The organism is Ruegeria sp. CDSB086 (assembly GCF_059611065.1).
In genome coordinates this window covers 612,203-638,039 of record NZ_JBXWOV010000002.1, presented here as the reverse complement: position 1 = coordinate 638,039, position 25,837 = coordinate 612,203, and the positions used below count along the sequence as shown (strand labels likewise).

Sequence of the window (25,837 nt, the reverse complement as noted above, 5' to 3'; positions counted from 1 at the left end):
TTTACTGTCCACGCCGCATTAGGTGAGACCTAGAAATCAGGAGGCGCACGATGGGGATCCGCTTTTTCTCGGACAAGAACCGGCCGGTCCACATGGGGCCTTATCCGTCGGAGCGGTTGGCACGTCAGAGCGTTGCGCCGGACCTGTCTGCCGTGCCGCCGATGCCCGTACTCAGTTTTCAGCGGCCGGATCAGCCTGAAAGCATCGTCAACGCAATGGGTGAGTTTCAGGCGATGATGGACGCTATTCGTGATGGATTCGTGAATGCTGTGCCCTCTGAAATCCCGGCTGATCCGAGCGCGCGTGCGCATCACCTGAAGGCTTTTGGCTATTTCAATGACGCGTCGATGATGGGGTGTGGGCCTTTGCCTGCCGAGGCGATGCTGCCCCAGCCGCGTCGTAACCCCGACATAGATCGACTGGCCCATGCGCTGAAGACCCGGCAGACCAAGACGCTGGCGTCGGGTATTGATGTCATTATGGCCGACCTTAAGGAAAGTATGGAGGCGGCCCCCAAGCCGATGGACACCCACCGCCACGCCATCGTCTTTGTCTATGAACACAACCGTGATCCGAATCCGGATGAGCCCGGCTCTGAATGGATCATGGATGCGCAGGACCACCGTTCCTGTTTGCTGGCGACCGAAAATGCGGTGGTGATTGCCAATTACATCCGGTTGTTGGGGTTCGATGCACGGGCGCATACCGCGATGTCCTCTGAGTTTGATCTTGGAAAACTGGCGGTGGCGGCTGGTTTGGCCTCGGTCGAGAACGGCGACGTCGTTGTGCCGTGGCTAGGGACGCGGTTTGGTCTGGCAGCTGTTACGACCGAGATGGAGATTGCGCATGATCGACCCCTGCAATCCATGGCGCAGCAACCGTGGTTTCGCACTCAGGGTCCGGCGTGGTGGCTGGGAACGGGGTTCGCCAAGAACGCGCTGAACCGGGATGCTTACGCCAAACGACGCTACGTGGACGGGGCGCATCCGTTCGAGAAGCTTAAGCGCGTCGAGGATCCGACTACCTACATCGACGAAGAAAACGTGGCCCGCGTTCCCAAACGCGCCGACATGTTTGCCCGCGCACAATTCGGGGATATGGGCAAACCGCTGCAGGATGCAGCCAGGGGGGGGCACTACGTGCGCAAGGCCGCCCCCAGTTTCGCGCAACGCCGTTCACTGGGCGCATTTGTGCTTTTGCAGGATGGCGACAGCGCGGATGGCCCGCGCCCGACCGATGCCGCCCGAAATGCCGCGAATATCAAGGCTGCGACCTATTTCATTGGAGGCGATGCCGTGGGCCTCAGCCGTTGTCCTGAATGGGCGTGGTACTCTCACGACGCGACCGGAGAAGAGATCAACCCGACCCACGATCAGGCCATCAGCATGATCATCGACCAGGGCTATGAAACGATGGAGGGGTCCAGTGGCGATGACTGGATCGCAGTTGCCCAGTCGATGCGCGCTTATCTGCGGTTTTCGCTACTGGGCGGTGTAATCGCGCAGCAGATCCGCAACCTCGGTTACAAAGCCAAGGCGCATACGGTCATGGATGGCGAAGTGCTTCAGCCGCCGCTTTTGCTGCTGTCTGGATTGGGCGAGGTCAGCCGGATTGGCGAGGTCATCCTGAACCCTTATCTCGGGCCCCGGCTCAAGTCCGGCGCAGTGACGACCGACATGCCGATGGAGCACGATAAACCGATTGATTTTGGCCTGCAGACTTTCTGTGAAAGCTGCAACAAATGCGCGCGCGAATGTCCGTCGGGGGCAATCACCGCGGGGCCGAAACTCATGTTCAACGGCTATGAGATCTGGAAATCCGACAGCCAGAAATGCGCGACCTATCGTGTGACCACACCCGGCGGAGCGATGTGCGGGCGCTGCATGAAGACGTGCCCGTGGAACCTTGAGGGCATCTTCAAGGAACGCCCATTCCGTTGGGCCGCGATGAACATCCCGAAAGCCGCGCCGGCATTGGCGAAACTGGACGATGCCGTGGGTAATGGCGGTTTGAACGACACCAAGAAATGGTGGTGGGATATTGAATTGCAGGCGGATGGAGCTTACCGCCCGACGAAACATCCGCTGAACCGGCGTGACCTGCAAACGGATCTGGACCTGCAGTTCGAAGATCAGACATTAGCCGTCTATCCTGCCTATCTGGCCCCCCATCCGTGGCCATATCCTTTTGCGATGGACCGCGAGGCCGGGATTGCGGCCTATCAGGCGATGGTGTCAGCCGAAGAATACAAAAACCGCAAGGCAGCAGGGGATACCTCGATCGTGTATCGGTACTCGATCGCGGGCGATGCGCCGGTGATGCGAGTTGCGCTGACCAAGGTCGGCAAGATGACGGCGGATGTGACCAAGTATGAATTCTCGGCCCTGAATGGCGCGCCGTTACCGGATTGGACCGCCGGGGCGCATCTGGATGTGCTGGTCGCGCCTGAGTTTCTGCGCCAGTACTCAATGTCGGGGAACCCGTCGGACAGGTCAGTCTATCAGATCGGCGTTCTGCGCGAGGATGAAGGTCGCGGCGGTTCGGCCCTGTTGCATCGAATCTTCAGCGAGGGGCGCAAGGTCTTCATCTCGAAACCGATCAACCATTTCGAACTGGATGAAACTGCAACAAAGACCTTCCTGATGGGTGGTGGGATCGGCATCACCCCGATGATTGCATTTGCTCATCGGTTGCATGCGCTGGGCAAGCCGTTCGCGTTACACTATTCCGCCAGCACCCGTGCTGGGGCCGGGTACCTGAACGATCTGGCGGCGATGCCCTGGGCCGACCACGTGCATTTTCATTTCTCGGATGAAGGAACGCGCGCCGATCTGGATGCAGTCCTGTCGGGTTATCAGGAAGGGTGGCACGTCTATACCTGCGGACCGGATCGCTACATGGACGGTGTCATGCAAGCGGCCGACCGGCAGGGATATCCCGAAGAGGCGCGGCACCTGGAGTATTTCTCAGTCCCCGAACAGCCGGAATATGAAAATCACTCCTTCACGTTGAAGCTGGCGAAGTCGGGTAGGGAACTGACCGTCCCCAAAGACAAAGATGCCGCTCAGGTATTGAACGAGGCGGGTATTCATGTGGATGTGAAATGCGCCGACGGCATATGTGGCGTCTGCAAATGCGGTGTGGTTTCCGGCGATATTGAGCATCGTGATTTCGTTCTGTCCAACAAACAGCGCGAGGGCGCGATCATCTTGTGTCAAAGCCGCGCGGCTGAACCTGACGGTGTGATTGAACTCGACCTCTGATCTGAGGTCTGAAAACGACTTCGATAAACACAAAAATTGGTCGTTCCAGCCATGGACGCCGTGGGGTAGCTGCACTAACGTCCCCTGCGAACCCCAGTGAATCCTGATCAACAGGTGCGAGGTATTTTCATGGATTATCACAGCCCCGCCAGCTTTGCCGAGGCGTCGGCTCTGGCCGCGAACGCGACGGGCATTACCCGGTTTCTGGCGGGAGGCACCGATGTTCTGGTGCAGCTGCGCTCGGAACTTGTGACCCCCGACACGCTGATCGACATCAAAAAGATCGACGGCGTCAGCGACATCATCAGCAATGCCGATGGCAGCTGGACGATTGGCGTCGCGGCCACCGGTGCCGAGATGAGCGAACATTCCGAATTGGGCCGCGATTGGCCCGGCGTAGTTGAGGCGATGGACCTGATCGGATCAACCCAAGTGCAGGGGCGCGCAACGCTGACCGGGAACTTGTGCAATGGCTCTCCTGCGGCCGATTCTGTGCCTGCTATGGTCGCCGCCGGAGTGACCGTTACTATCACAGGACCCGAAGGTACGCGCGAAGTTGCTGTCGAAGAAATTCCGACCGGCCCCGGCAAAACGTCGCTGTCCAAGGGTGAGCTGGTCTCGGCCGTGCACATTCCCGCACGGGGTGAGGATGGCGGCGACGCCTATCTGCGGTTCATACCACGGACCGAAATGGACATTGCCGTCGTTGGCGTGGGTGTAAACCTTCGTCTGGACGGCGACACTGTCACCGAAGCCCGCGTGTCGTTGGGTGCTGTCGCCCCGACCGTTCTGCTGGTCGAAGACTGTGCCAAGGCCATCGTCGGCAGTACACTGGACGACGCCGCGCTTGATGCGCTGGCTGCTGCGGCATCCGCTGCGTGCAACCCGATTGACGACAAGCGCGGCACCATCGCGTTCCGCACCGAGGTCGCTGGCGTTCTGGCCAAGCGCGCCGCGAAAATCGCCTATGCCCGTGCGAAGGGAGAACAAGCATGAGCAAGTTCCACGTATCCACCACTGTAAACGGCGACTCGGTTGAATACCTCTGCGACCCGCGCGAAACCCTGCTGGACTGTCTGCGCGACAAGCTGAACCTGACCGGCGCGAAAGAAGGCTGTGGTACTGGTGACTGCGGCGCGTGTTCCGTCTCGGTCGACGGGCGCCTGGTCTGTTCCTGCTTGATGCTGGGCGTCGAGGCCGATGGCAAGCAGATCGAAACGGTCGAGGGCATCGCGGATGGCGACGTTCTGCACCCGCTGCAGCAGAAGTTTATCGAACACGCCGCGCTTCAGTGCGGCATCTGCACACCGGGCATTCTGGTCGCGGCCAAGTCTCTGTTGGAAAAGAACCCAAACCCGACAGAAGAAGAAACCCGGTACTGGCTGGCAGGGAACCTGTGCCGCTGCACCGGTTATGACAAGATCATTCGCGCTGTGATGGAAACAGCCGAAGAACTGCGGGAGGCTTCGTAATGGCACTCGACGATCGCAAATCTGAATTCACCTTTGTTGGCACGCGACCTAACCGTCCCGATGGGTTGGACAAGGTTACGGGCCGCGCCAAGTTCGGGGCCGATATGTCGGCACCCGGTATGCTACACGGCGCGATCCTGCGCTCGCCTCACGCCCATGCGCGGATTGTGAAAATTGACACGTCGAAAGCCGAGGCGCACAAGGATGTCAAAGCCGTCGTGACCCGCGCGGATTTTGCGGACGTCCCGTTCAAACCGGGACTGGAGGGCGAATTCTGGAATGTTCTGGAAAACGTCATGGCAGGCGAAAAGGCTCTGTATGACGGACACGCCGTTGCGGCTGTAGCAGCTACGTCTGCCCTTGCAGCGCGTGATGCGCTCAAGCTGATTGAGGTCGAATACGAGGTGCTACCCCACGTTACTGATGTGGATAAGGCGATGGCCTCAGATGCGCCTGTCATTCGCGAAGGTGCGGCGGATTACTCGGTGCCCGAAGGCATGCACCCGAACGTCGTTCGCTACCATGAAAGTGGGCACGGCGATGTCGAAGCTGGTTTTGCCGAGGCCGATCTGGTCATCGAAGACAGCTTTGTCACTGAGGCGACCCATCAGGGCTATATCGAGCCCCATGCCTGTTTGGGCATGCTGGGAAATGACGGTAAGGGTGAGCTGTGGTGCACGACCCAGGGACACTGGATCGCACAGAAGACCTGCGCGGCGCTGCTGGGTATCGAAACCTCGCAGCTGCGCGTGACGGCATCCGAGATTGGTGGCGGCTTTGGCGGCAAGACAACCGTCTTTATCGAACCCGTTGCGCTGGCGCTGAGCCGCAAGGCCAACCGCCCGGTCAAGGTTGTGATGACCCGATCCGAAGTGTTTCGGGCAACCGGTCCCACTTCGTCGGCGTCGATGGACATCAAGATCGGGATGAAGAAGGACGGGACCATCTCTGCCGCGCAGGGCGTTTTCCGCCTGCAGGGTGGGGCCTTCCCCGGAGCGCCTGGTGACATGACCGCTATGTGCGCCTTTGCGCCCTACAACCTGACCAACGTCAAACAGATCGGCTATGACGTGATGGCCAACCGCCCGAAACAGGCGGCCTATCGTGCACCCGGTGCGCCGATGGGGGCTTTTGCGGTTGAATCGGTGATTGACGAGCTGTGCAAAAAGCTGGGCCTCGATCCTGTTGATGTGCGTCTGAAGAATGCCGCGCATGAGGGTACCAAAGCCAGCTATGGTCCGCGTTACGAGCGCATCGGGCTGGTTGAGACGTTGGAAGCCGCCAAGGCGCATCCGCACTACTCGGCGCCGCTGAAACCAGGGCAGGGGCGCGGCATCTCCTGCGGGTTCTGGTTTAACCACGGTGGTGAAACTTCGGTCTCGCTATCTCTGTCCGAGGACGGTTCGGCCCAGTTGATGGTCGGTACGCCGGACATCGGCGGCTCGCGTGCATCTATGGCGCTGATGGCGGCTGAGGTGCTGGGCATTCCCTACGAAAACATCCGGGTGACCATCGCCGATACAGCGACGCTTGGGTACAACGACGTCAGCCACGGCTCTCGCGTGACGTACGCCTCCGGTCTGGCAACCATCAAAGCAGCCAAACACGCGGTCGAAAAACTGTGCGAACGCGCGGCGGCCAGCTGGGGAATTCCGACCGACGCAGTCAAATGGGAAAACGGCTGTGCGGTGCCCTCTGGCCCCAATGCCGGTGATTTCGATCCGCGGCCACTGGCTGATATCACGGCTCATATGGGCTCGACAGGCGGACCGATCTCAGGCCATTTCGAAGCGACCCCGGAAGGCGCAGGCGTGTCCTTTGGTACCCATATCGTCGATGCCGAGGTTGATCCGGAAACCGGCAAGACTGCGATCACCCGCTACACGGTCATCCAGGATGCCGGTAAGGCGATCCACCCAACCTATGTGGAAGGGCAGTATCAGGGCGGTGCTGCGCAAGGCATAGGCTGGGCGCTGAACGAGGAATACATCTATGGCGAGGATGGTCGCCTGCAGAACTCGATCTTCCTCGACTATCGCATCCCCGTCGCCAGTGACCTGCCGATGATCGACACGGTGATTGTCGAAGTGCCCAACCCCGGTCACCCCTTCGGTGTACGAGGCGTCGGCGAGACCGGCATTGTGCCGCCTCTGGCCGCCATTGCCAACGCCGTGTCCCATGCGGCTGGCGTGCGCATGCGTCAGTTGCCGATGTCGCCGCCGCGTATTCTGGCCGCGCTCAAGGACGATGGTTGAAGTTCATCTCTGGTCCGGCCTCCGGTCATTGACCGGGGGCCAGCAGGTCGTCGAGGTTGAAGCCAAGACGACCGGAGATCTGTTACGCGCATTGGTGCTCGCCCACCCACAGCTTCAAGGCCCTATTGATGCCGGGGTGTCTATTGCAATTGATGGCCGTGTTATAGCCACAGGGCTGACCGAGCCAATCCCTGAAGGCAGCGAAGTTTACCTGATGCAGCGGTTAAGGGGCGGTTAGGCCTCTGGCGACCACGGTTCGCGCCCGACCATGCGGTCGGCTTCAGCAGTGATATCGTTCATATGCTGCTCAAGGCTTTGGCGCAGCTCTTCGATTTTCTCTTCGGATGCTTTGCGAGGCACGGTCTCGGTCCACTCGCGGCACAGAAAGACTCCCTTGTTTCGCCAGGGGCGGGGCATCAAAAGACGATCCCATGTACCCGCTTCGCTGCCATAATGTGCAGAAAAGGTGATCCCGAAGATTCGTTTGCCAGATGTGCGCGCCCAAACCAATGGCACCGTGGAAAGCACACGCTCGGGTCCACGTGGTCCGTCAGCAGCGATGCCGATGGAAATCCCTTGTTTGATCTTACCGATCACTTCTCGCGAGACGGCAACGTTGCTTTTATGTTTGCTGGCCATGGCGATCGTGTCCATTCCGAACAATTTCTGCACCCGACCCACCATGCTGCCTGCGCGCGCAGACGAAGTGATTGAGCAGATGCGTCCTTTGTCCAGCGGGAAGAAGTACGGCGACTGCGCCAGCCTTTGATGCCACAGCACCACGATCACCGGCTCACCTTGTTCGGCCAGCTGATCCAGTTCTTCGTATCCGATACGCTGCCATTTGGTGTTGCGATTGACCATCCGGATATAACTTGCGATGCGGCGCGCGGCCCAGTTCAAAACGGCTTCGCTGTCGGCGATCTTTTTGCGGATACTCACGGATTGGGTCCCTCGTACTGACCAAACCGTGTCTTATAGAACTAAACGCTGCACGCAACTTGTTTGTCGCGTGCATTAGTCGCGCGGAATTTGAAAAAGCCTCTTGAGTCCGCTGCGCGGCTGGCATATTTGATGCGCACCTTAGGGGTATAGCTCAGTTGGTAGAGCGACGGTCTCCAAAACCGTAGGTCGCGGGTTCGAACCCTGCTGCCCCTGCCATTCCTCCAATGAAAACCTAGAATCGGTGGAAGCCTTGTGAATTGCTCTCGTTCGTCGGGGCGCACCACTGCAGGCCGCTTCATGGAAAATTATCGGATCGCTATGGTCAGACGAGCGAGGATTTTCGAGAGGTTGGATGTTTATGAATGCTTTTCAGAGCCCAGGCGCCGAGCCTGCCGTCAGGTTAACCCGGTAAGAACCCAGTGTTTTTACTTGATTTATTCGGTTTGTGTCAAAATACTGGCGAAAGTTTGTCGACTTAGCGATGTCAAGTTTGAGGTAGTAATGATGGCGTATGGTGAAGGTTCGGAACTGACGGAAGACCAAAAGAAGTGGGCTGAATGGACGATGCATCCTAAGAAGCGCAAGTTCAAACTAACCGACTATGCGTCTGTCGCAGTCATTGCCGCGTCTGTCGTTGTCGCGACCGGTGTCCATCACTACGTGATCTTCTAAGTAATTCAGAAATAAAGAATTTTGACCTTTACCTGCCTTGTTTTTGGGGAGTGAAGTTCGCAATCTTACTTTGTCCAGACATCGTTCTTCCCGCGCCCTGCTGTCAAAGGGTCAATCCCGGTTTCCTACGCCAGTAGAATGGCCTATGGTCCTGCCCACAACAGACAGGCGGAAGAGGGTTCATGTCGCGCTTTGATGGTTACTTCCTGCGGCAACTGCTGATTCTGTTCGGCTTTTTCACCTTGGTTCTGGTGGGTGTATTCTGGATTACCCGTTCCGTCAGCCTGTTTGACCGGGTGATCAGCGGCGGCCAACCCGCGATGGTGTTTCTGGAATTTACCGCACTGACCCTGCCGACCCTGATCCGCACTGTGATGCCAATGGCGGTGTTTGCTGCAGCCGTCTATGCCACCAACCGCCTGAGCCGTGAAAGCGAGATGACAGTGATGCTGGCCACCGGGACCAGCCCCTGGAGATTGGCGCGCGCAGTGTTCGTATTTGGCATCGTAACTGGCTTGATGATGGCCGCGATCAGTGTCTTCCTGCGCCCCGCGTCAGTTGAACAATTGGAACAGCGTCAGGCCGAGGTCGCGGGGGATGTCACCGCTCAGCTTTTGAATGAAGGTGAATTTCTGCATCCCGCGCAGGGTGTTACGGTTTACATCGGGAAAATTGATCTCGACGGCACGTTATCCGAGGTTTTTGTTTCGGATCGTCGGGATGCAGAGAGCCCGGTCAGCTATTCCAGCAAGACGGCCTATCTGGTCAACAATGGCTCCGGCATTCATCTGGTGATGGTGGACGGGATCGCATTGCGCCTGAACCCGGAAGGCAGGACGCTGTCTTCGACGCTTTTTGCGGATGCCTCTTATGACATCTCGGAACTGACAAATTCAGACACCAACGCCATGCGCAGTCTTGAGGCGATCCCAACGCTCGAGCTTTTGCAGGGCCGGGAAAGTATTCTGGCGACCGAGCAGTTCTCGGAAGGGGAACTGATCGAAGAGCTGCATCAGCGTTTTTCATGGATCGCCATTTGTATCGCGGTGGCGATGGCTGGTTTTTCAACGCTGATGCTGGGCAGTTTTTCGCGCTTTGGGCTGTGGCCACAGATATTCGGAGCTTTCACGATTTTGGTCCTGTTGGAGGGGGTCCGGGGCTTTGTGTCCCCGGTCGTGATTGATGATCCAAACCTGTGGATTTTGCTTTATCTTCCGGCGATTGTCGGCGTCTTGATTTCATGCGTGTTCCTGTTGATCGCCGGGCGGCCATTGCTGCGCACCCGATCGCGGGGGGCGAATGGAGCCTTGTCTCAAGCTTAATCCGCCGCACGCAGTTCGGTCAGGCAGGCCACCACGTCGTCGAAGGCTTCGCTGTCCCGCCGGGTCACCAGATAAAGCGGCAACATCAGGTCTATCGCTTCGGCAACCGGCACCAAGGTGCCTTCGTTCAATTGATCCTGAATAACATATTCGGGGAAGTACCCCGTGCCGCCGCGCTGCAAAACATACCGCAGGCCCATCATGCAATTGCCCAAAAAAAGCGTCTGTCCTGCCGCTTTGCGCGCTGCTGACCGCGCGTGGTCCTGATAAACTTCGCCTAACTCGAGATTTACGAAAACTGGGTCTTTGCCCGCGCCGAGGGTTTCGACCAACAATAAACGTTCCGGTGCCAGTTCGTGATATAGAACGCGCCGATCAGATGGTTTTTCGTGGGTCAGTGCTGCATCCAATACATGCGTCGCCACGGCCTCGACCATGTTGAGGTCATGATCGTAGTTCAGGGTCAGTAATAGCTGGCCATGGCGTTGTTCATAGCGAACGGCCAGATCGACCAGCAATGGATCCCAAACGCTGAGCTGTGCACCAAGGCGAAGGGCTATCCGGTGCGGTGTCTGCCCCGGTAGGTCACGAGAGGCGAAGGACCACAATGACAACATCTGCTCGGCATAGGGTCTAAACTGCCGTCCGAATTCTGTCAGGTTGGTGCCGCCTACGCCTCGAGTGAACAAGGGCTTTCCGGTTTCCTCTTCGATCAGTTTGATACGGGCGCTGACCGCTGTCTGAGTGATGTTGAGGTGTCGTGCAGCGGCATGGAAGCCACCGGTGTCTGCAACGCACAGAAATGTCTCAAGGGCTTTGATTTGCATGTCGAAAGTATTTTTTGATCGAAGTGATAAAATCAATTCATTTTTTTCAGCTGTTGCCTTCGGATATGCTGGCCGTAGCAGATCAGCCAGAGGAAACATCATGCTGGACAAAAGCCACAAACCCACCTGGACCAGTTTTGAAGAGGCGACCAAAGCCGATTGGGACGCCGTCATGGAGTATGAAGAGGCGTTCAACGCCGCCCTTCCAGACCGAATCCTGGACGCGATCCGTTCCCTGGACGAGGCGTGGACGCCTTACCCGGTCAATCGTTACCAGCACAGCCTTCAGGCCGCGACGCGTGCCTATGAGGATGGTGCGGATGAAGAACTGGTGGTCGCGGCACTGATCCATGACACCGGAGATATTCTGTCACCGTATAACCACGGTGAGTTGTCGGCAGCGATGATGAAACCTTATGTCAGCGAGAAAACCCACTGGATATTAAAACACCACTGCGTGTTCCAAGGCTATTACTACAATCACCACCTGGGTGGTGATCGCAACGCCCGCGACAAGTACCGCGACAGCCCCTATTGGGAGGACTGCCGTTACTTCTGCCATGAATACGATCAGAAGGCGTTTGATCCGGACTACCCGACCAAACCGCTTGAGTTCTTTGAACCCATGCTGCGCCGCGTCCTGAACAAGGGCGAAGGCCATATGGAACTGAATGAAACGTCCGAGGGTTAACAGGCGGCCATCAGACGATAAACGATCTGCGCGGCGGTGAAGTCCCAGGCGGCATTGCCGTTCGGGGCCAGTTCCACCACGTCGAAGCCTATGCATTTGCGGCCTTTCAGGGTGTGTTCTACCAGCCGTAACGCCTGATAATATCCCAGGCCACCGGGCACCGGAGTTCCGGTGGCGGGCATGATCGCCGGGTCCAGCCCGTCGACATCGAAACTGACATAGACCAGCTCGGGGAAATCCTCTGGCAGGTCGACAGCGTGGATATTGCTTGTGACCAGATCTTCTGCATCCACGTGGAAGATGTGGTTTTTCAGGCGGCTCTGTGCCTCTTCAGTCGAAAAGGCACGGACACCGAACTGAGCCAATCGAACGCCTTCTTCGGCCAGCAGGTGCATGACCGAAGCATGGGAGTGTTTTTCCCCCTGATAGGCGTTGCGCAGGTCAGCATGGGCGTCGATCTGAACTATGCCGATGGGTTGACCTAACGCGCGGGCCACTCCCATGACGGCGCCGTAACTGAGGGAATGCTCTCCGCCCAAAGTCACTGGAACCCTACCAGCGCGAACAGCGGCTTCGGTGCGCTGGGCAAGGCGCTCCATGATCTCGGACAGGGCGGCGTCGCAATCCACCGGTTCTTCGGTGAAGATCCCCTCGACGCATGGCTCGGCGTGTCCGGTGATGCGTTCCAGCTCATTGCTGGCTTCGATGATGGCATCAGGCCCTTTGGCCGTGCCCGAGCCGTAAGAGACCGTGCGCTCTAGCGGCACCGGGATTATGCGAAAGCGGGCATCTTGGGTGCGCTCAAATGCGGTCAGTTCACTGTCGAGGAAAATGTTCATGAGAGTCTGTCCTTAAAGTCGTCATAGCCGAACTGCTTGATGATCTTCAGCTCGTCCGTTTCGCTATTCCACAGGGCAATGGTGGGCAGCGGTACGCCGTTGAACGTATTGGTCTTGACCATCGAATAATGCGCCTGATCCAGGAAGGCAAAGCGTTGGCCGATTTCCAGTGACTGATCCCATGTGTAATCCCCGATCACATCACCGGCCAGACAGGAGGGGCCGCCCAGACGATAGGTGTGGCCTGCTTCGGCCTCATCCATCAGGGCGGGACGATAAGGCGCTTCGATCACGTCAGGCATGTGGCAGGTTGCGGAGATATCGGTGATTGCAAGGTTCATGCCATTGGTGGGCAGGTCGAGGATTTCGCCGACCAAGATACCTGCGTCCAGAGCGACCGCCTCACCGGGTTCGAGATAGACATCGATGCCGTATGTCTCGCGGATGTCCTGGATGAAAGCCACGAGCCCATCGCGGTCATAGTCGTCGCGCGTGATATGATGACCGCCTCCAAAGTTCAGCCATTTGAGTTGGCCGAGGAAGGGCTTGAGGCTTGGCAGGACGGCTTCCCAAGTGCGCTGCAATGGCGCGAACCCTTGTTCGCAGAGCGTGTGCATGTGCAGGCCATCAACCCCGGTCAGTTCGTCGGTCGTCAACTGACTGATTGGGGTGCCAAGGCGAGAGCAGGGCGCACAGGGGTCATATTTTGGGATCTCGCCTTCGGAATGTTCCGGGTTGATGCGCAGACCGACCTGAACGCCAGCGTTCCGAGCTTTGGCAAGAAACCGGTCTTTTTGCGCTGGTGAGTTGAATATGATGTGATCGGACAGCGACAGAATTTCATCGACGTCCGCGTCCTTGTACCCGGCGCAGAAGGTCGCGACCTCGCCACCATATTCTTCGCGACCCAGCCGTGCTTCGAAAATGCCGGACGCGCATGTGCCGCCAAGATGTTGGCGGACAAGCGGGGCGAGCGAGAACATCGAGAATGCCTTGAGCGCGCTCAGCACATAGGCGCCGGATCGGGTTCCAATATCGGAGAGAATGGTCAGGTTCCGCTCGACGGCTTTTTCATCAACCACGAAGCAGGGGCTCGGCACACGGCTCAGGTCAAAGCTGCGAAAGGCTCCGGCATCTCCGGCCTGTGTGGTCATCATGTCGGACATGTCCGGCAACTCCCAATTGTGGAGAGGTCGGGGGCTCTGCCCCCGGACCCCCGGAGTATTTTGGAAACGATAAAATTAGAACTCGACCGGACCGTCGAGTTCGTGGACCTGCCACGGCAGGCCGTGCTCGTTCAGCATGTCCATGAAGTCATCCGGGTCGAGCTGTTCCATGTTCCACACGCCGGGCTCGGACCAGTTGCCTTTCAGCACCTGCGCCGCACCGATCATGGCGGGGACGCCGGTCGTGTAGCTGACGGCCTGGCTGCCAACTTCTGCATAGCATTCCTCGTGATCGCAGATGTTGTAGATGTAGTAGGTCTTCTCGCCTGAGCCGTCCTTGGCCTGACCCGTGGCGATATCGCCGATGCAGGCTTTGCCCTTGGTTTCGGCACCCAGATCGCCGGGGTCGGGCAGCAGGGTTTTCAGGAACTGGATCGGGATGATTTCCTTGCCGTCATGCATCACCGGGTCGATGCGAGTCATGCCGACATTTTCCAGCACCTTGGCATGGGTGATGTAGGCGTCGCCGAATGTCATCCAGAAGCGGGCACGCTCAATCTCGGGGAAGTGGGTTGTAAGCGACTCCAATTCCTCGTGATACATCTGGTACATGTTTTTTTGGCCGATGGCGGGGAAATCGTATTCGACCTTTGTGGTCATCGCCGGGCTGGTATGCCATGCGCCGTTTTCCCAGTGGCGCACTTCGGCCAGCACTTCGCGCAGGTTGATTTCCGGGTTGAAGTTGGTGGCGAATTCCTGATCGTTCGAACCGCCATTGGCATCCAGAACGTCGATCTGGCGAATGGTGTCCAGCTTGTGTTTCTTCAGCCATTTGGCGAACACGCTGGTCACGCCCGGATCGAAGCCCGAGCCGAGGATGGCGGTCAGGCCTGCCTCTTTGAACCGGTCCTGATAGGCCCATTGCCAGTGGTATTCGAACTTGGCCACATCTTCGGGTTCATAGTTCGCAGTGTCGAGATAATGAATGCCCGCCTCAAGACACGCATCCATCAGCACCAGATCCTGATAGGGCAGGGCGAGGTTCACCAGCAGTTCTGCCCCGGTTTCCTTGATCAGCTTGACGGTATCTTCGACCTTATAGGCGTCCAGCTCCGCCGTGGCGATGTCAACGCCCACGCGATCTTTCACTGCCTTCGCGATGGCATCGCATTTTGATTTCGTGCGGCTGGCTAATGTGATTTCGGTAAAGATATCCGAATTCATTGCCATCTTGTGCACGGCCGCGTGCGATACGCCGCCTGCGCCGACAACCAGTGTTTTGCCACTCAAAGTTCCCATGGGGGTCATCTCCTCTCTGGAGTTATTCGTAATAGGTGTAGCCGTTGATGGAGTCGCGATAGGCGCTCATCAGGGTTTTGCGGTCCTTGGCCATCAGAGTACCGGTCGAGATCGCCTCGTCCACCATTTTGCGGAACGCGGCGACACAATCGTTGGGGTCGAACTCGACATACGACAGAACCTGGCTGATCGTGTCGCCCTCTTGCTCGTGCAGTAGGTCAAAGCCGCCGTCCGCGCGCAGGTCGATGGTAACGACGTTCGTGTCGCCGAACAGGTTGTGCAAATCGCCCAGCGTTTCCTGATAGGCACCGACAAAGAAAACACCCATAAGGTATTCCCGATCTTCGGGCAGGGAGTGCACAGGCAGACTGGGCGAGACACCGTCGGCCAGGATGAACCGATCAATCTTGCCATCGCTGTCGCAAGTGATGTCGGACAGTACCGCGCGACGATCAGGTGTTTGGTTCAGGCCCTGCAGGGGCACAATTGGGTGTAGCTGGTCGATCGCCCAGACATCAGGCAGCGACTGGAACAGTGAGAAGTTGCAGTGATAGATATCGGCCACTTTCTCAAGCTGATCATCGACATCCGTGTCCAGATCGTCGCTTGCGGCCAGTGCCTTGAGACGGGCCATCAGCGACAGATAGATCCGTTCGGCGCGGGCCATCTGGCGCAGGTCCACATAGCCGCGGCGGAACAGCGCGCGCAGTTCGTTGCGGTAGAAATTCGCGTCGTTCCAGCATTCCTGCAGTCGGTCGCTGCTGAGATAGCCGTTGATCGCCGCAAGATCTGAGACCAGATGGTGATCGTCCGCTTCGACCTCTGGGCCGTTGGGCGCATCGTAAAGCGTGCTTTCCAGCACGTTGAACACCAGCATCGACGATGTTGCCACCACGGCGCGGCCGCTTTCGGTGACCAGTGTAGGGTGATCCACCTCGGCCTCGTCCATGGCATAGGCCACAGTTTCGACCACGTTGGCACAGTATTCCTCGACCGTGTAGTTGATCGAGTTCTCGGCAGCCTTCTTCTCACCCGTATAGTCCACGCCCATACCGCCGCCGAGGTCCAGATGGGTTAGCGGCACGCCTTCGCGTGTCAGTTCAGTGTAATACCGGCAGGCCTCGCCCACTGCGCGGCGCACATCATTGACGTCCTGCACCTGCGAGCCAAGGTGTGAGTGCTGTAGCTTCAGGCAATGCAGCAGGCCCGCCGCCTTCAGCTTGTCCACCGTGGCGACCAACTGATCGGTATTCATGCCAAAGGCTGATCGATCACCCGAGCTTTCTTCCCACTTGCCGCTGATCTGGTTGGTCAGTTTGACCCGCACACCGATCAGGGGTTCGATGCCCAGTTCGTTATAGACTTGGATTACTGTGTCAGCCTCTTTCGGGCTTTCCAGAACAATAACCGTGTTGAACCCGATCTTGCGGCTGAGGATGGCCAACTGAATGAACTCGGCATCTTTGACGCCGTTGCAGACAATCAGCGCCTCGCTGGCCAGACGATGCGCCAAGGCCACCACCAGTTCAGGCTTTGACCCGGCCTCAAGCCCATAATTGTATTTCTTGCCGAACTCGACAATCCGGTCGACCACCTGCGCTTGCTGGTTCACCTTGATCGGGAAAACACCGCGATAGCTGCCCTTGTAGCCGGTGCGTGCAATCGCATCGCGAAAGCTCTCGTTAATGTGGACAATCTCGTGTTCCAGATAAGAACTGACGCGCAGTATCATCGGCGCTTTGATGCCGCGTTCATCTAGATCACTGAGAATACCCGGTAAGCTGATCGCTTCGGCCTCGGGGGCCATCGGATTGCGCAGACCGATTTCGCCCTGCTCCGTCACCTCAATGAGACCTTTGCCCCATTTCTCAACTCCGTAGATGGAATGCGGTGCGTCGGGCGTGTGTTTCAATCAAGTCAGTCCTTGTAAGTCAGGGTGCCAGTTTCGCGCCCGCCAATACGGCAGCTATATGATTCTTCCAAGTGTAATCTATGGGGCGGAATTTTCCGAATTCATGCAGCTGTGCGAATTGGGATCAAATGGTTGTCCCATTGGCAATCAGCCCGGTTGGATATTTGGGCCTTGTTTGTGGACAATTGCCCGATGACTCCTGTCCCGGTTGTGAACACAAACCCGTTTGATGCGGTGCCAAGGCCGCAAACATCCTCGTGCAGGAAGACGCCATCAAACTGTCCGTCCGCGACCCGAAAACGGTGCACGGCATTGCCGCGGGGGCAGGTGATAGCGACTGTTTCGCCTGCACCGGAAAACGCGATGCTGCCCGCATATCCCTGCAACGTGCTTTGGTCAGTGTCGGGCGCGCTGAGTAGCAGGGGCTTTTCGCCACGGCGATGCAAACCCAAAAGGGGAGGATGTTGCGATGTATCGCCCTGCCATTGCATCGCAAAGCCGATCAAACCGTCAGGTCGCACCGCCAGATGGCGGATCGAGTTTTTGTGCAGCTCTTGTGGCAGTTCCACCTGCTCAAGAACCCCGCCATTTTGGTCCAGATAGGTCAGGCGCGGTTGCATCACGGGCAGGTTGAGCTTGGTTCTTCCTGTTTCTGGGTGGGTTTCGATCCCGCCATTTGCCACAACCAATGTGCGACCATCTGGCATGAGACGCATGTCATGGGGACCGACACCGCCCGAAGCGAACTCGCGAATTCGTGTGTAGCCATCTGTGTTCCAGACACCAATCACGCCCTGACCAGTCTCAAAATTGTTTTCAGTGGTGAACAGCCGCGTTCCATCGGTTGAGAACACGCCGTGCCCATAGAAATGGCGGCCCCTCGGTGCCTCTAACACAGCGGCCTGTGTGCCGGTCGCGCAGTCGATGACGATTGCAAATGTTCCCGGACGGCGTGCAAAGGCCACCGCCTGCGCGTGGTGGGGATGCGCCGCCGCCGCGTGCCCGCGCGCGGGCAACGGCAGAGAAAACAGGATGTCACCGCCCGTATCCAACCCGGCCAGCCGAAAAGTCCCATCCGGGAACAGTGCGGCGGCCAGATAATCCGGTGCGCCGACAGCGGACCATCCACGAATGGGCGCAAGGCTGGCGGCAGCCAACCCAGCGAGAAAGCTTCGACGGCTTTTCACGGTTCAATCCCCGTCCAGTGAGTTGAACCCGGCATTGATGCCCAGTGTGGGGCCAAGCTCGGTCGAGGCAATGACGCGGATATCGTTGATGGATTGCTGTAATGCCTCAAGGCGGAATCTTCCCTGTGGGGTTGCCACCCCGGCAAATGCCGGATCGTCCAGCGACTGCGCCCGATCGATGGCAGCAGCGAATGCGTCATCCAGATCGGCGGCGATGTCCGGGTGATCTGCAGACAGACGCGCGGCAAGGTCACGCAGGGCGGTCAAAGACAACTCCACATGGCGCAACGAACGTTCTGAACGCCGCGCCTCGGCGCGTTTGGGGCGGGGGCGATCGAAACTTCCCATTGGGCGACCAAGGCGGGTATCGGCCGTGAATTCCAGACCGGTAATCAGGGCCTTGTAAAGCTCTTGCATGGCTTCGTCTTCAGACCGGTATGGGCTGTTTTCGCCCGGGTTTGCCAATGCGGGCGCGTTGCCCGCCCAGTCTGCATCAATTGCCCCGGCATTGCGGTTGATATCTGCGGTTATGGCCTGCATCAGCGCGCAGCGATACTCTGCGCTGCCCAGATCGGTGAACCGTGGATCGTAGAGCATCAGTTCCAGCGCGAAAAAACCGCGACCGGCCACGGAGGTTTCCGCGAACGTGTCGGGTGACTGGATGGCTGTGTCTTCGGCAGCGATCAGGCCGGACAGGGCTTTGGGCGTAAAGCCCTTGGTGTCGGGCCAAAACGCCAATGCGAACGCGCGGTCTTCTGCCTCAGATGGGCCAAAGCGCAGATGACTGACTGAAATCCAGTCGTCAAACGCCGCGTGGTAAGCAGTGCGAAGCGCGACCGAGGTTGGGTTGCAATCTGTCTGCGCTGCCTCGGCCAATGCATCGGTGGTCTCCGTCAGTCTGGCATAGCCGGGCAGGATGTGCGCCTCGATGGCGTCGGACAGGATCGGGCCGCGCTCTTTCGCATAGGCGCTAAGCGGCAATGTCAGGGAAAGGGCAAGTACGAAGGCGCGCATGGGTCAAAGGCTTTCTAGAAAACGGATAAGGGCATCGCGGTCGGGTTTTGGCATCTCGACGACAGCGTCACGCGCTGCCTGCGCCTCACCGCCGTGCCACAGGATCGCCTCAAGTAACGACTGCGCGCGCCCGTCATGCAGAAACTGCGTATGTCCTGACACCTGCTGGGTCATGCCGATTCCCCAAAGCGGCGGCGTGCGCCATTCACGACCCGTGGCGCGCGCTTCGGGCCGATTATCGGCCAAACCTTCGCCCATGTCGTGCAGCAGCAGGTCCGAATAGGGCCAGATCAGCTGAAAGCTATGCTCGGGACGGTCTTCCATACGATGCGTCACGAACGAGGGCGTGTGGCACGATGCACACCCGGTGTCGTGGAACACCTGCTTGCCGCGCAACACGTCAGCGTCGTTCATATTCCGCCGGGCCGGAACACCCAGATTCCGGCTGTAGAAGGCGACCAGATCCATGCCGGTTTGATCGATTTCGAAGGTCCGGTCGTCGCCATCACCATGCGGTGCGTTCACGCAATCGACCTGCGAAGTGGTGCAGTCACCATGCGGAGCCGGGTAGAGCGGGCTGGAGATGCCGATATCCCCGGCAAAGGCCGCTGCGGATTGCTCCATGATCGTGGGCATGCCTGCCTTGTGGCCAAACCGGCCCATCATCGGCGCGCCATATTCAATCGCCCATACGATGTTGGGGCGGCCGGAGATTCCATCGCCGTTCCCGTCTTCGGGGTCCGCGTTCGCCAACAAATCCTCGACCGGGATCGCTTCGAGCAGTCCCAGGCCGATCATCTGCGGGGCTACGCGTGGGCTTATCATGGCGTCGGGGTGCAGCGGGCCATAACCCAGATCCGCAGCCTCGTAGGTCGGGCGGCGCAAGATAATGGTTTCCCCATCAGCCAACGTGACGGGAACGTCCTCGTAAGTGATATCCAGCCTGTATTCTGCCGGGTGGCCGGGAAGGGCCAGATCCTGCATCTGCCCGCCGTAATTCGGTTCGGGCAGGGTGGCGATGTAGTCTTCGATCTCGGCGTACCCGTCTTCGGATGTACCAGGGATGGACACGCGCAGGAACATCGAAATCGCGTTGTCATCTGACCCGTTGGGCGTATGCCCGCGCCCGTCTTTGATGTGACAGCGTTGGCAGGATCGTGCGTTGTACAGCGGCCCCAACCCATCCGAAGCCAGTGTGGATGACGGAGATGACACCCAGATTTTCTTGAACAGTCCGTTGCCGACTTTGAAGTCAAGCTCCTGCTCGAAACTCAGGTTGCCCGAGGGCTGCGAAAACGCATCTGCGTCGGTGCGCACGCGGACAGTTGCGGCCCCACCGGGCAACTCTTCAAAGCGCTGCGACGCGCTGAAATCGTCAGGTTCGGTGGTTACCCGCGCAATCCTCTCTTGTTCGTCTTCGGTTCTGGGAAGGTAGTTGAGGTGAAGATCCCGCAGCTCTGCCGACAGGGATTGGGTGGCCGCAAGGGCGGCCACCGGCAGAAGGGCAAGCTTACTCGCCTTCGTCCATTTTCGATGCGTTGAGTTGCGCATAATTGGCTTCGCCAATCCTTTCGTGCAGGTCGAGCTGCGTTTCGAGGAAATCGATATGCCCTTCCTCATCCGCCAGCAATCCTTCAAACAGAGACATAGTGACGTAGTCGCCAGCGCTCTGACAGTATTCGCGCGCTTCCTTGTACAAGGCCCGGGCGTCGACCTCTGCGGCCAGATCACATTCCAACGTCTCTTTTGGGGTCTGGCCGATGCGCAACGGGTCAAGTTGTTGCAGATTCGGGTGACCGCCCAGGAAAATGATTCGCTCGATCAGCTTGTCTGCGTGCTCCATTTCTTCGATAGATTCTTCGCGGCTTTTCTTGGCCATGTGGCCAAGGCCCCAATCTTCCTGCAGGCGGTAATGCAGCCAATACTGGCTGACCGCCGTTAGCTCATGCCGCAGAGATTTGTTGAGATACTCTATGACCTTGGGGTCGCCCTTCATCTGCATTCTCCTGTGTTACCTCGCTGCGAAGTGCGCGAAGCTGCATCGGGACCTCCAACTTATCGCTGGAGCGCATCGAGTCTAGGAAAAGCGGCATGCACCCGCCACAATCTGCTGATTTTCCAAGGGCATGGTAGATTTTACCAGGGGTAATGACCGCGTAAGGATCAGACGTGCGCATCCAATCGATGGCTGCGCGGATATCGTGATCCGAGATGTTTGTGCAGTGGCATACGATCATAGCAATCAGGGCTCTGAGTTGTATTTCTTACTGTATTAGTAAGTTAATTTGGAAACGTCCAGAGGCAACAGATCAAAGGTACCTCACAAGATTTGGAGGCGGCGTGAAACAGCCGCCTCCGTTTGGCGCAAACCTTGTGTTTACTGGAAGACCGCGTCTGGGTTGTCCAGGCTGTCCGAACCTTCGAACGCGATTTGGTCAAGTTCCAATACAGTCACAATGCGCTCGATCGTCTTGGTCTGATCAACTAGACCGTTTACGCCGCCCATGATCAGCACTTCGCCGCCTTCGTTGCCGCGTTCCAGCATCTGGTCATAGGCAAAACCGGCCTCTGCGGTCGATTTCAGACGCCCAAGGGCCTGCATGGTGTTGGCTAGTTTCACCTTCATCTCGGCATCCAGAGCCGGATCGTTGGCAACAACCAGATCCGACAGCGATGCGCCGGAAACCGGAGTGCCGTCGATGCGGGTGTAGCTGCCCAGATAGACGTTCTGAACGCCCAGACCATCGTAGTAGTGGCTGTTGTGGGTGTTGTCCGAGAAGCAATCATGCTCTTCTTCGGGGTCGTTCAGCATCAGGCCCAGACGCATACGTTCACCGGCCTGCTCGCCGTAGGACAGCGAACCCATGCCGGTCAGAATGGCGCTGACGCCAGCGGTTTCGTCGGCCGTCAAGGCGGCGCGTGCTTCGCCACCTTCGGCCCAATGCGCGGCCATCCATTCCAGATCGCTGACCAGCAGGTCAGTTGCAGCGCTCAGGTACTGTGCACGGCGGTCGCAATTGCTGTTGGTGCAGTCGTCACCCTGAACGTAATCGGTATACGGACGGTCGCCTGCGCCCGCGCCATGGCCGTTCAGATCCTGGCCCCACAGCAGGAATTCGATTGCGTGGTAGCCTGTGGCAACGTTTGCCTCGATCCCGTCGGCTTCGTGCAGGGTTTCGCCCAGCAATTCCGGAGTGATTTCGCTGGCGTCGATGGTTTTGCCCGACAGTTCAAAGCTGGGGTTGGCGATGACATTCAGCGCGGCGAACTCGTTCTCGTCAGTCGGACCGCCATAGGCTGCGTCCACATAGTCGATCAGCCCTTCGTCCAGCGGCCATGCGTTTACTTTGCCTTCCCAGTCGTCGACGATTGCGTTGCCGAAACGGTAAACCTCGGTCTGCTGGTAAGGAACACGTGCGGCAATCCATGCGGCGCGTGCTGCGTTGAGTGTGGCGTCTGACGGATCAGCGATCAGTGCGTTTACGGCGGCCTGCAGCGACTTTGCCGCGATCAGGCTGTCGTCATATTTGGCTTCGGCGATGTTCGCGTAGGTGGTCAGAACGTCGATCTTCGCTGGGGCGTCCGCAAACGCTGCAGTCGCGATCCCAAGGGTCAATACGCTGGTGGCGGCAAAAAATTTGGTCATGGAGGTGACACTTTCCTGTCAAAAAAACTCACTAGCGCCGCCTCAGCGACGCGCATGCGCCAAAAGTTGAGTGAATTAGTAAGTTAAGTCAACCTGAGTCTTATTGTCGGAAATAAATGTCGCACCCTTTCCCCATAATTAGCGGGGTAGGTGGGCCGAAGCCGCGATTGCACGGGGTATTAATCACATTAGAATGGACGACGTGATTCCTTGTTGGATGGTGCTTTGTTTATGAAATGTGCAGCCATTGCTTTGATGCTGACACCGGCGATTGTTCTATCGCAGGTGCAAGGCCCTGCCCATGAACATGGTACGGGATATGTGGATATCGCCTTTTCTGATCAGGCATTTACTTTGTCCCTCAACGTGCCTTCTGCTGACATCATTGGTTTTGAAGGGCCGGCCGAAACCGATGACGATCGCGCGCAGGTGGCGGTTGCGGTCTCAGACCTGTCCAAACCTTTGGGCTTGTTTGTGCTGCCTGAAGAGGCCGGATGCGTTACCGCATCAGCCAATGTCACCCTTACGGGTGAAGGATTGGGGCAGGACAATACCACCAAGTCTGCTGATCAAGATCAACATAGCGATTTTTTGGCCGACTACCTGATTCAGTGCCAGGATATTACAGCGCTGGCTAATATTCGGTTTGCGTATTTCGAGCGGTTCGAAAATGCGCAGACGTTGATCTTGCAGGTGACCCGATCCGGTCAAACCCAAACGTATGAGATAACTCGGAACCAACCGGATCTGGCAATGTGAAATGCCAAAACGCGGGCCATAACGGTCGGCCCGCGCCCATATACGATGCAAAGGGCGCAATCATGCGGGCGCGACGAAAGCGCCTTGGATAGCACCCAACGTGCCGTCAGTGCACGAAATGCAGTTTTGAAAAACTCTGCCGCCACTCTGCAACCTCGGCGGCGATATCCGCGCCCGCCAATCCAGAGGTGATCAATGCCGCCAACCGATCAGCGTCCTGCGACGTCATCCCCCATCTGACTAGTTCAGGCGTCCCGAACCGAAGGCCGTTCATGTCCCCTTTTACTTCGGGTGCAGGCAGCCCAATTCCGCAAGCAAGAAACCCAGCGCGGCGCAGCGTTTTGGACGCCGCTTGCCCGCCGCCGTAAGATTCTGCCAACACAGCAAACTGGTGTGAGTTGGTAAACCCTTCCCGACCCGCAAAGACGGGAACGCCACGAGAGTCCAATCGTTCCGCGAGCGCTTGCGCCGTCGAGATCATTTCGGCCGCGTATTGTTGGCCGAAGTCGCGCCAGTCCAGCATTGTTACGGCCAACGCTGCGGACTTGGCCGCGTCGAAGTTGGCCGTCATTCCCGGAAAGGCAATCGCGTCGAGTTTTTGCGCAATTTCAGCGTCATTGGAGACGATCAAACCACCAGCGGGGCCGCCCAGGCTTTTGTAAGTGCTCATCGTCATGAAATGCGCGCCCTCGGCCAGTGGATTGCTCCACGCTTTGCCTGCGATGATCCCGCATTGGTGCGCAGCGTCGAACATGACCTTGGCCCCGATCTCGTCAGCGATCTGCCGGACCTCTATTACGGGATGTTCGAACAGATTGAGGCTGCCCCCGATAGTGATCAGCTTGGGCCGTTCTTTCAGAGCCAATGCGCGTAGCTGATCCAGATTGACGGTATAACCGTCAGCATCCGTCGGCGCCTCAATCGTGCGCAGACCAAAGAGACCGGCACATCCCGCTAAGTGATGGGTCACGTGCCCACCGATGGAGGCTGGGGGCGCAATTATTGTATCGCCAGGTTTGCAGGTGGCCATAAAACCATAAAGGTTGGCAATCGCGCCCGACGGCACCCGGATTTCGGCGAATTTGGCATCAAAGACCTCGGCGCAGAGCTGGGCAGTGATCACTTCGATCTCTTCAATGGCCTCCAACCCCATCTCATATTTGTCGCCGGGATAGCCCAGCGACGGCCGCGACCCGATGCCCGACGATAACAGGGCCTCGGCCTTTGGGTTCATCACGTTGGTTGCGGGGTTTAGGTTGAAACACTCTCGCTCGTGGATCTCGCGGTTTCGGGTCGCAAGATCATCGATCCGTTTGATCAGTTCATCAGACGAGGCCTGAGACGCCTTAACGGCGATTTGTTGAACCCGAGATTCGCACTGATCCGGGACCCAGTTTCGGTGTGTGATTGTCATGTCTGTGACCTCCTGCTTGTCACCAGATTGAACAATTGAGGCGACATCGCAAATCAGAATTGCTATTTCTTGGCGTAGAAAAACTGAGTCTAAGGCAATGGCTGTTCTCCCAAGACGCCCGAAAGGGCCACCTCTTAACGCACTCCGCGCTTTTGAAGCTGCGGCAAGGCTGGGCAGTTTCGTTGCTGCTGCCGAAGAGCTGAGCGTCACTCCCGGTGCGATTTCGCAACATATAAAGACAATTGAAGCGTGGGCGGATGTGCCGCTGTTCCGGCGAAACGCGCAAGGGGTTGATCTGACCGCGCCTGCGCGCCAACTGGCCGGTGATTTCACCCTGGCTTTCGATCAGCTTGCGGCCGCAACACAGAACCTGCGGAACCTGAGCCCGAGCGTTGAGATCCACATCGCCGCCCTGCCTTCGGTCGCACAGCTTTGGCTGCCGGCGCGTTTGGGGCGAATCCGAAACACGTGGCCGGACATGAAGTTCTCGGTAACGGCCATGGAAACATCGCCTCGCCTATCACGTGATCTGTTTGATCTTTCAGTCTTCATTGCCGAACCTGACGGGGCGGCTGATCAAATTGTAATCGCGGAGGACGTCATTTTCCCGGTTTGCGCGCCGGAACTGGCCGAGAGTTTCAATTTTGAATCCACCCCGCTGCTGCACGATCAGACGTGGCATGATGACTGGCGGCGGTGGTCCGAGGAGACGGGGACAATCATCAGCGATCCTAACAAAGGGCCGAAATATTCGCTTTACGGTCTTGCAGTTGAAGAGGCAAAGTCCGGGGCTGGTGCTTTGATGGCGCATGGATGTCTGATCGAACCTGCGCTCAAGGCCGGGCATTTGGTGCGTGTATCGGCGCAGGCCTGCGAAACAGGCCGGTCGCTGGTGATAAACCTTCCACATCCATCGAGGCGACGCGCGGAACTTGAAAAAATTGTCGCACTATTGCGGGAAGGTTAGCGACGATGGGGCGATGACTACTGCCCTTATAAAGTAACTGAACTTTGCGAGGATGGTTTCGGAGAGTAATTGATATCTCGACCATGCAAGGTCCGACTAACGAGTTTCCTGATACGCCGGGATGCAGCCCAATTCAGCCACAGCGACAAGATCACAAGAAGTGTTTGGGCCTGTGATTGCGACGGTC

General features: G+C 58.0%; 23 protein-coding genes and 1 tRNA gene. 11 read left to right on the top strand and 13 right to left on the bottom strand.

The window, feature by feature from the left end; all coding sequences use genetic code 11:
• Window positions 1-50: 50 nt before the first annotated feature.
• The 5 genes from AC2FIO_RS06695 (at window position 51) to AC2FIO_RS06675 (ending at window position 7,228) form a co-directional block, all read left to right on the top strand.
• The gene (locus AC2FIO_RS06695; RefSeq protein ID WP_496696477.1) at window positions 51-3,263 is read left to right on the top strand and encodes a reductive dehalogenase; all 3,213 of its coding nucleotides are present in this window, start codon (window positions 51-53) and stop codon (window positions 3,261-3,263) included.
• Between the two features lie 129 nt (window positions 3,264-3,392).
• Window positions 3,393-4,259: an FAD binding domain-containing protein gene (locus AC2FIO_RS06690; protein ID WP_496696475.1), complete on the top strand. Its 867-nt coding sequence runs from the start codon at window positions 3,393-3,395 to the stop codon at window positions 4,257-4,259.
• Complete coding sequence (locus AC2FIO_RS06685) at window positions 4,256-4,735, top strand: (2Fe-2S)-binding protein (protein ID WP_058278395.1); 480 nt, start codon at window positions 4,256-4,258, stop codon at window positions 4,733-4,735. The genes AC2FIO_RS06690 and AC2FIO_RS06685 overlap by 4 nt, the downstream gene beginning before the upstream one ends.
• A complete protein-coding gene (locus AC2FIO_RS06680) occupies window positions 4,735-6,990 on the top strand; it encodes a xanthine dehydrogenase family protein molybdopterin-binding subunit (protein WP_282170987.1) in 2,256 nt (751 codons plus the stop codon). The genes AC2FIO_RS06685 and AC2FIO_RS06680 overlap by 1 nt, the downstream gene beginning before the upstream one ends.
• Entirely contained in the window at window positions 6,983-7,228 is a 246-nt protein-coding gene (locus tag AC2FIO_RS06675) for a MoaD/ThiS family protein (protein ID WP_170559220.1), read from the top strand. Before AC2FIO_RS06680 ends, AC2FIO_RS06675 begins: the two co-directional genes overlap by 8 nt.
• Here the strand turns inward: AC2FIO_RS06675 and AC2FIO_RS06670 are convergent.
• Window positions 7,225-7,932, bottom strand: a complete 708-nt coding sequence (locus AC2FIO_RS06670) for a lysophospholipid acyltransferase family protein (RefSeq protein ID WP_496696472.1) — start codon at window positions 7,930-7,932, stop codon at window positions 7,225-7,227. The two genes, AC2FIO_RS06675 and AC2FIO_RS06670, sit on opposite strands and share 4 nt — an antisense overlap.
• Window positions 7,933-8,075: 143 nt before the next feature.
• Here AC2FIO_RS06670 and AC2FIO_RS06665 point away from each other — a divergent pair.
• The 3 genes from AC2FIO_RS06665 to lptF all read left to right on the top strand — a co-directional run bounded on the left by AC2FIO_RS06665 (window position 8,076) and on the right by lptF (window position 9,929).
• Window positions 8,076-8,151: transfer RNA gene (locus tag AC2FIO_RS06665), tRNA-Trp, on the top strand.
• Window positions 8,152-8,439: 288 nt separating this feature from the next.
• Window positions 8,440-8,607 carry a hypothetical protein gene (locus AC2FIO_RS06660; protein ID WP_496696470.1) on the top strand — a complete coding sequence of 56 codons (168 nt, stop codon included), beginning with the start codon at window positions 8,440-8,442 and terminating at the stop codon, window positions 8,605-8,607.
• 182 nt (window positions 8,608-8,789) lie between these two features.
• Window positions 8,790-9,929, top strand: coding sequence for an LPS export ABC transporter permease LptF (gene lptF, locus AC2FIO_RS06655; RefSeq protein WP_282121096.1), 1,140 nt, complete (start codon window positions 8,790-8,792; stop codon window positions 9,927-9,929).
• Here lptF and AC2FIO_RS06650 read toward each other — a convergent pair.
• Window positions 9,926-10,756, bottom strand: coding sequence for a LysR family transcriptional regulator (locus AC2FIO_RS06650; protein ID WP_496696468.1), 831 nt, complete (start codon window positions 10,754-10,756; stop codon window positions 9,926-9,928). The genes lptF and AC2FIO_RS06650 overlap by 4 nt on opposite strands.
• A 100-nt stretch (window positions 10,757-10,856) precedes the next feature.
• Here AC2FIO_RS06650 and AC2FIO_RS06645 point away from each other — a divergent pair, with 100 nt between their 5' ends.
• Window positions 10,857-11,447 carry an HD domain-containing protein gene (locus AC2FIO_RS06645; RefSeq protein WP_496696466.1) on the top strand — a complete coding sequence of 197 codons (591 nt, stop codon included), beginning with the start codon at window positions 10,857-10,859 and terminating at the stop codon, window positions 11,445-11,447.
• Here AC2FIO_RS06645 and speB read toward each other — a convergent pair.
• From speB to AC2FIO_RS06595, 10 genes are all read right to left on the bottom strand, one after another.
• Complete coding sequence (gene speB / locus AC2FIO_RS06640; protein ID WP_496696464.1) at window positions 11,444-12,286, bottom strand: agmatinase; 843 nt, start codon at window positions 12,284-12,286, stop codon at window positions 11,444-11,446. The genes AC2FIO_RS06645 and speB overlap by 4 nt on opposite strands.
• Window positions 12,283-13,452, bottom strand: a complete 1,170-nt coding sequence (gene nspC / locus AC2FIO_RS06635; RefSeq protein ID WP_496696462.1) for a carboxynorspermidine decarboxylase — start codon at window positions 13,450-13,452, stop codon at window positions 12,283-12,285. Before nspC ends, speB begins: the two co-directional genes overlap by 4 nt.
• 75 nt (window positions 13,453-13,527) lie before the next feature.
• A complete protein-coding gene (locus AC2FIO_RS06630) occupies window positions 13,528-14,751 on the bottom strand; it encodes a saccharopine dehydrogenase family protein (RefSeq protein WP_496696460.1) in 1,224 nt (407 codons plus the stop codon).
• A gap of 22 nt (window positions 14,752-14,773) precedes the next feature.
• A complete protein-coding gene (speA, locus tag AC2FIO_RS06625) occupies window positions 14,774-16,663 on the bottom strand; it encodes a biosynthetic arginine decarboxylase (RefSeq protein WP_496696458.1) in 1,890 nt (629 codons plus the stop codon).
• 101 nt (window positions 16,664-16,764) lie between these two features.
• Window positions 16,765-17,850, bottom strand: coding sequence for a DUF1513 domain-containing protein (locus AC2FIO_RS06620; RefSeq protein WP_496696456.1), 1,086 nt, complete (start codon window positions 17,848-17,850; stop codon window positions 16,765-16,767).
• Between the two features lie 3 nt (window positions 17,851-17,853).
• Window positions 17,854-18,864 (bottom strand): imelysin family protein, encoded by a 1,011-nt coding sequence (locus tag AC2FIO_RS06615; RefSeq protein WP_496696454.1) that lies wholly within the window; start codon window positions 18,862-18,864, stop codon window positions 17,854-17,856.
• A 3-nt stretch (window positions 18,865-18,867) separates the two neighbouring features.
• Window positions 18,868-20,415, bottom strand: coding sequence for a di-heme oxidoreductase family protein (locus tag AC2FIO_RS06610; RefSeq protein WP_496696523.1), 1,548 nt, complete (start codon window positions 20,413-20,415; stop codon window positions 18,868-18,870).
• The gene (bfr, locus tag AC2FIO_RS06605; RefSeq protein WP_496696452.1) at window positions 20,375-20,860 is read right to left on the bottom strand and encodes a bacterioferritin; all 486 of its coding nucleotides are present in this window, start codon (window positions 20,858-20,860) and stop codon (window positions 20,375-20,377) included. The genes AC2FIO_RS06610 and bfr overlap by 41 nt, the downstream gene beginning before the upstream one ends.
• Window positions 20,808-21,101: a (2Fe-2S)-binding protein gene (locus AC2FIO_RS06600; protein WP_108859208.1), complete on the bottom strand. Its 294-nt coding sequence runs from the start codon at window positions 21,099-21,101 to the stop codon at window positions 20,808-20,810. The genes bfr and AC2FIO_RS06600 overlap by 53 nt, the downstream gene beginning before the upstream one ends.
• A gap of 140 nt (window positions 21,102-21,241) precedes the next feature.
• Window positions 21,242-22,510: an imelysin family protein gene (locus tag AC2FIO_RS06595; RefSeq protein WP_496696450.1), complete on the bottom strand. Its 1,269-nt coding sequence runs from the start codon at window positions 22,508-22,510 to the stop codon at window positions 21,242-21,244.
• A gap of 231 nt (window positions 22,511-22,741) precedes the next feature.
• Between AC2FIO_RS06595 and AC2FIO_RS06590 the strand changes: the two genes are divergently transcribed.
• Window positions 22,742-23,269, top strand: a complete 528-nt coding sequence (locus AC2FIO_RS06590; RefSeq protein ID WP_472722983.1) for a ZrgA family zinc uptake protein — start codon at window positions 22,742-22,744, stop codon at window positions 23,267-23,269.
• 106 nt (window positions 23,270-23,375) lie between these two features.
• Here AC2FIO_RS06590 and glyA read toward each other — a convergent pair whose 3' ends face one another.
• Window positions 23,376-24,683 (bottom strand): serine hydroxymethyltransferase, encoded by a 1,308-nt coding sequence (glyA, locus tag AC2FIO_RS06585; protein ID WP_496696449.1) that lies wholly within the window; start codon window positions 24,681-24,683, stop codon window positions 23,376-23,378.
• Window positions 24,684-24,780: 97 nt separating this feature from the next.
• Here glyA and AC2FIO_RS06580 point away from each other — a divergent pair, with 97 nt between their 5' ends.
• Window positions 24,781-25,650 (top strand): LysR family transcriptional regulator, encoded by an 870-nt coding sequence (locus AC2FIO_RS06580; RefSeq protein WP_282121109.1) that lies wholly within the window; start codon window positions 24,781-24,783, stop codon window positions 25,648-25,650.
• Window positions 25,651-25,837: the final 187 nt, after the last annotated feature.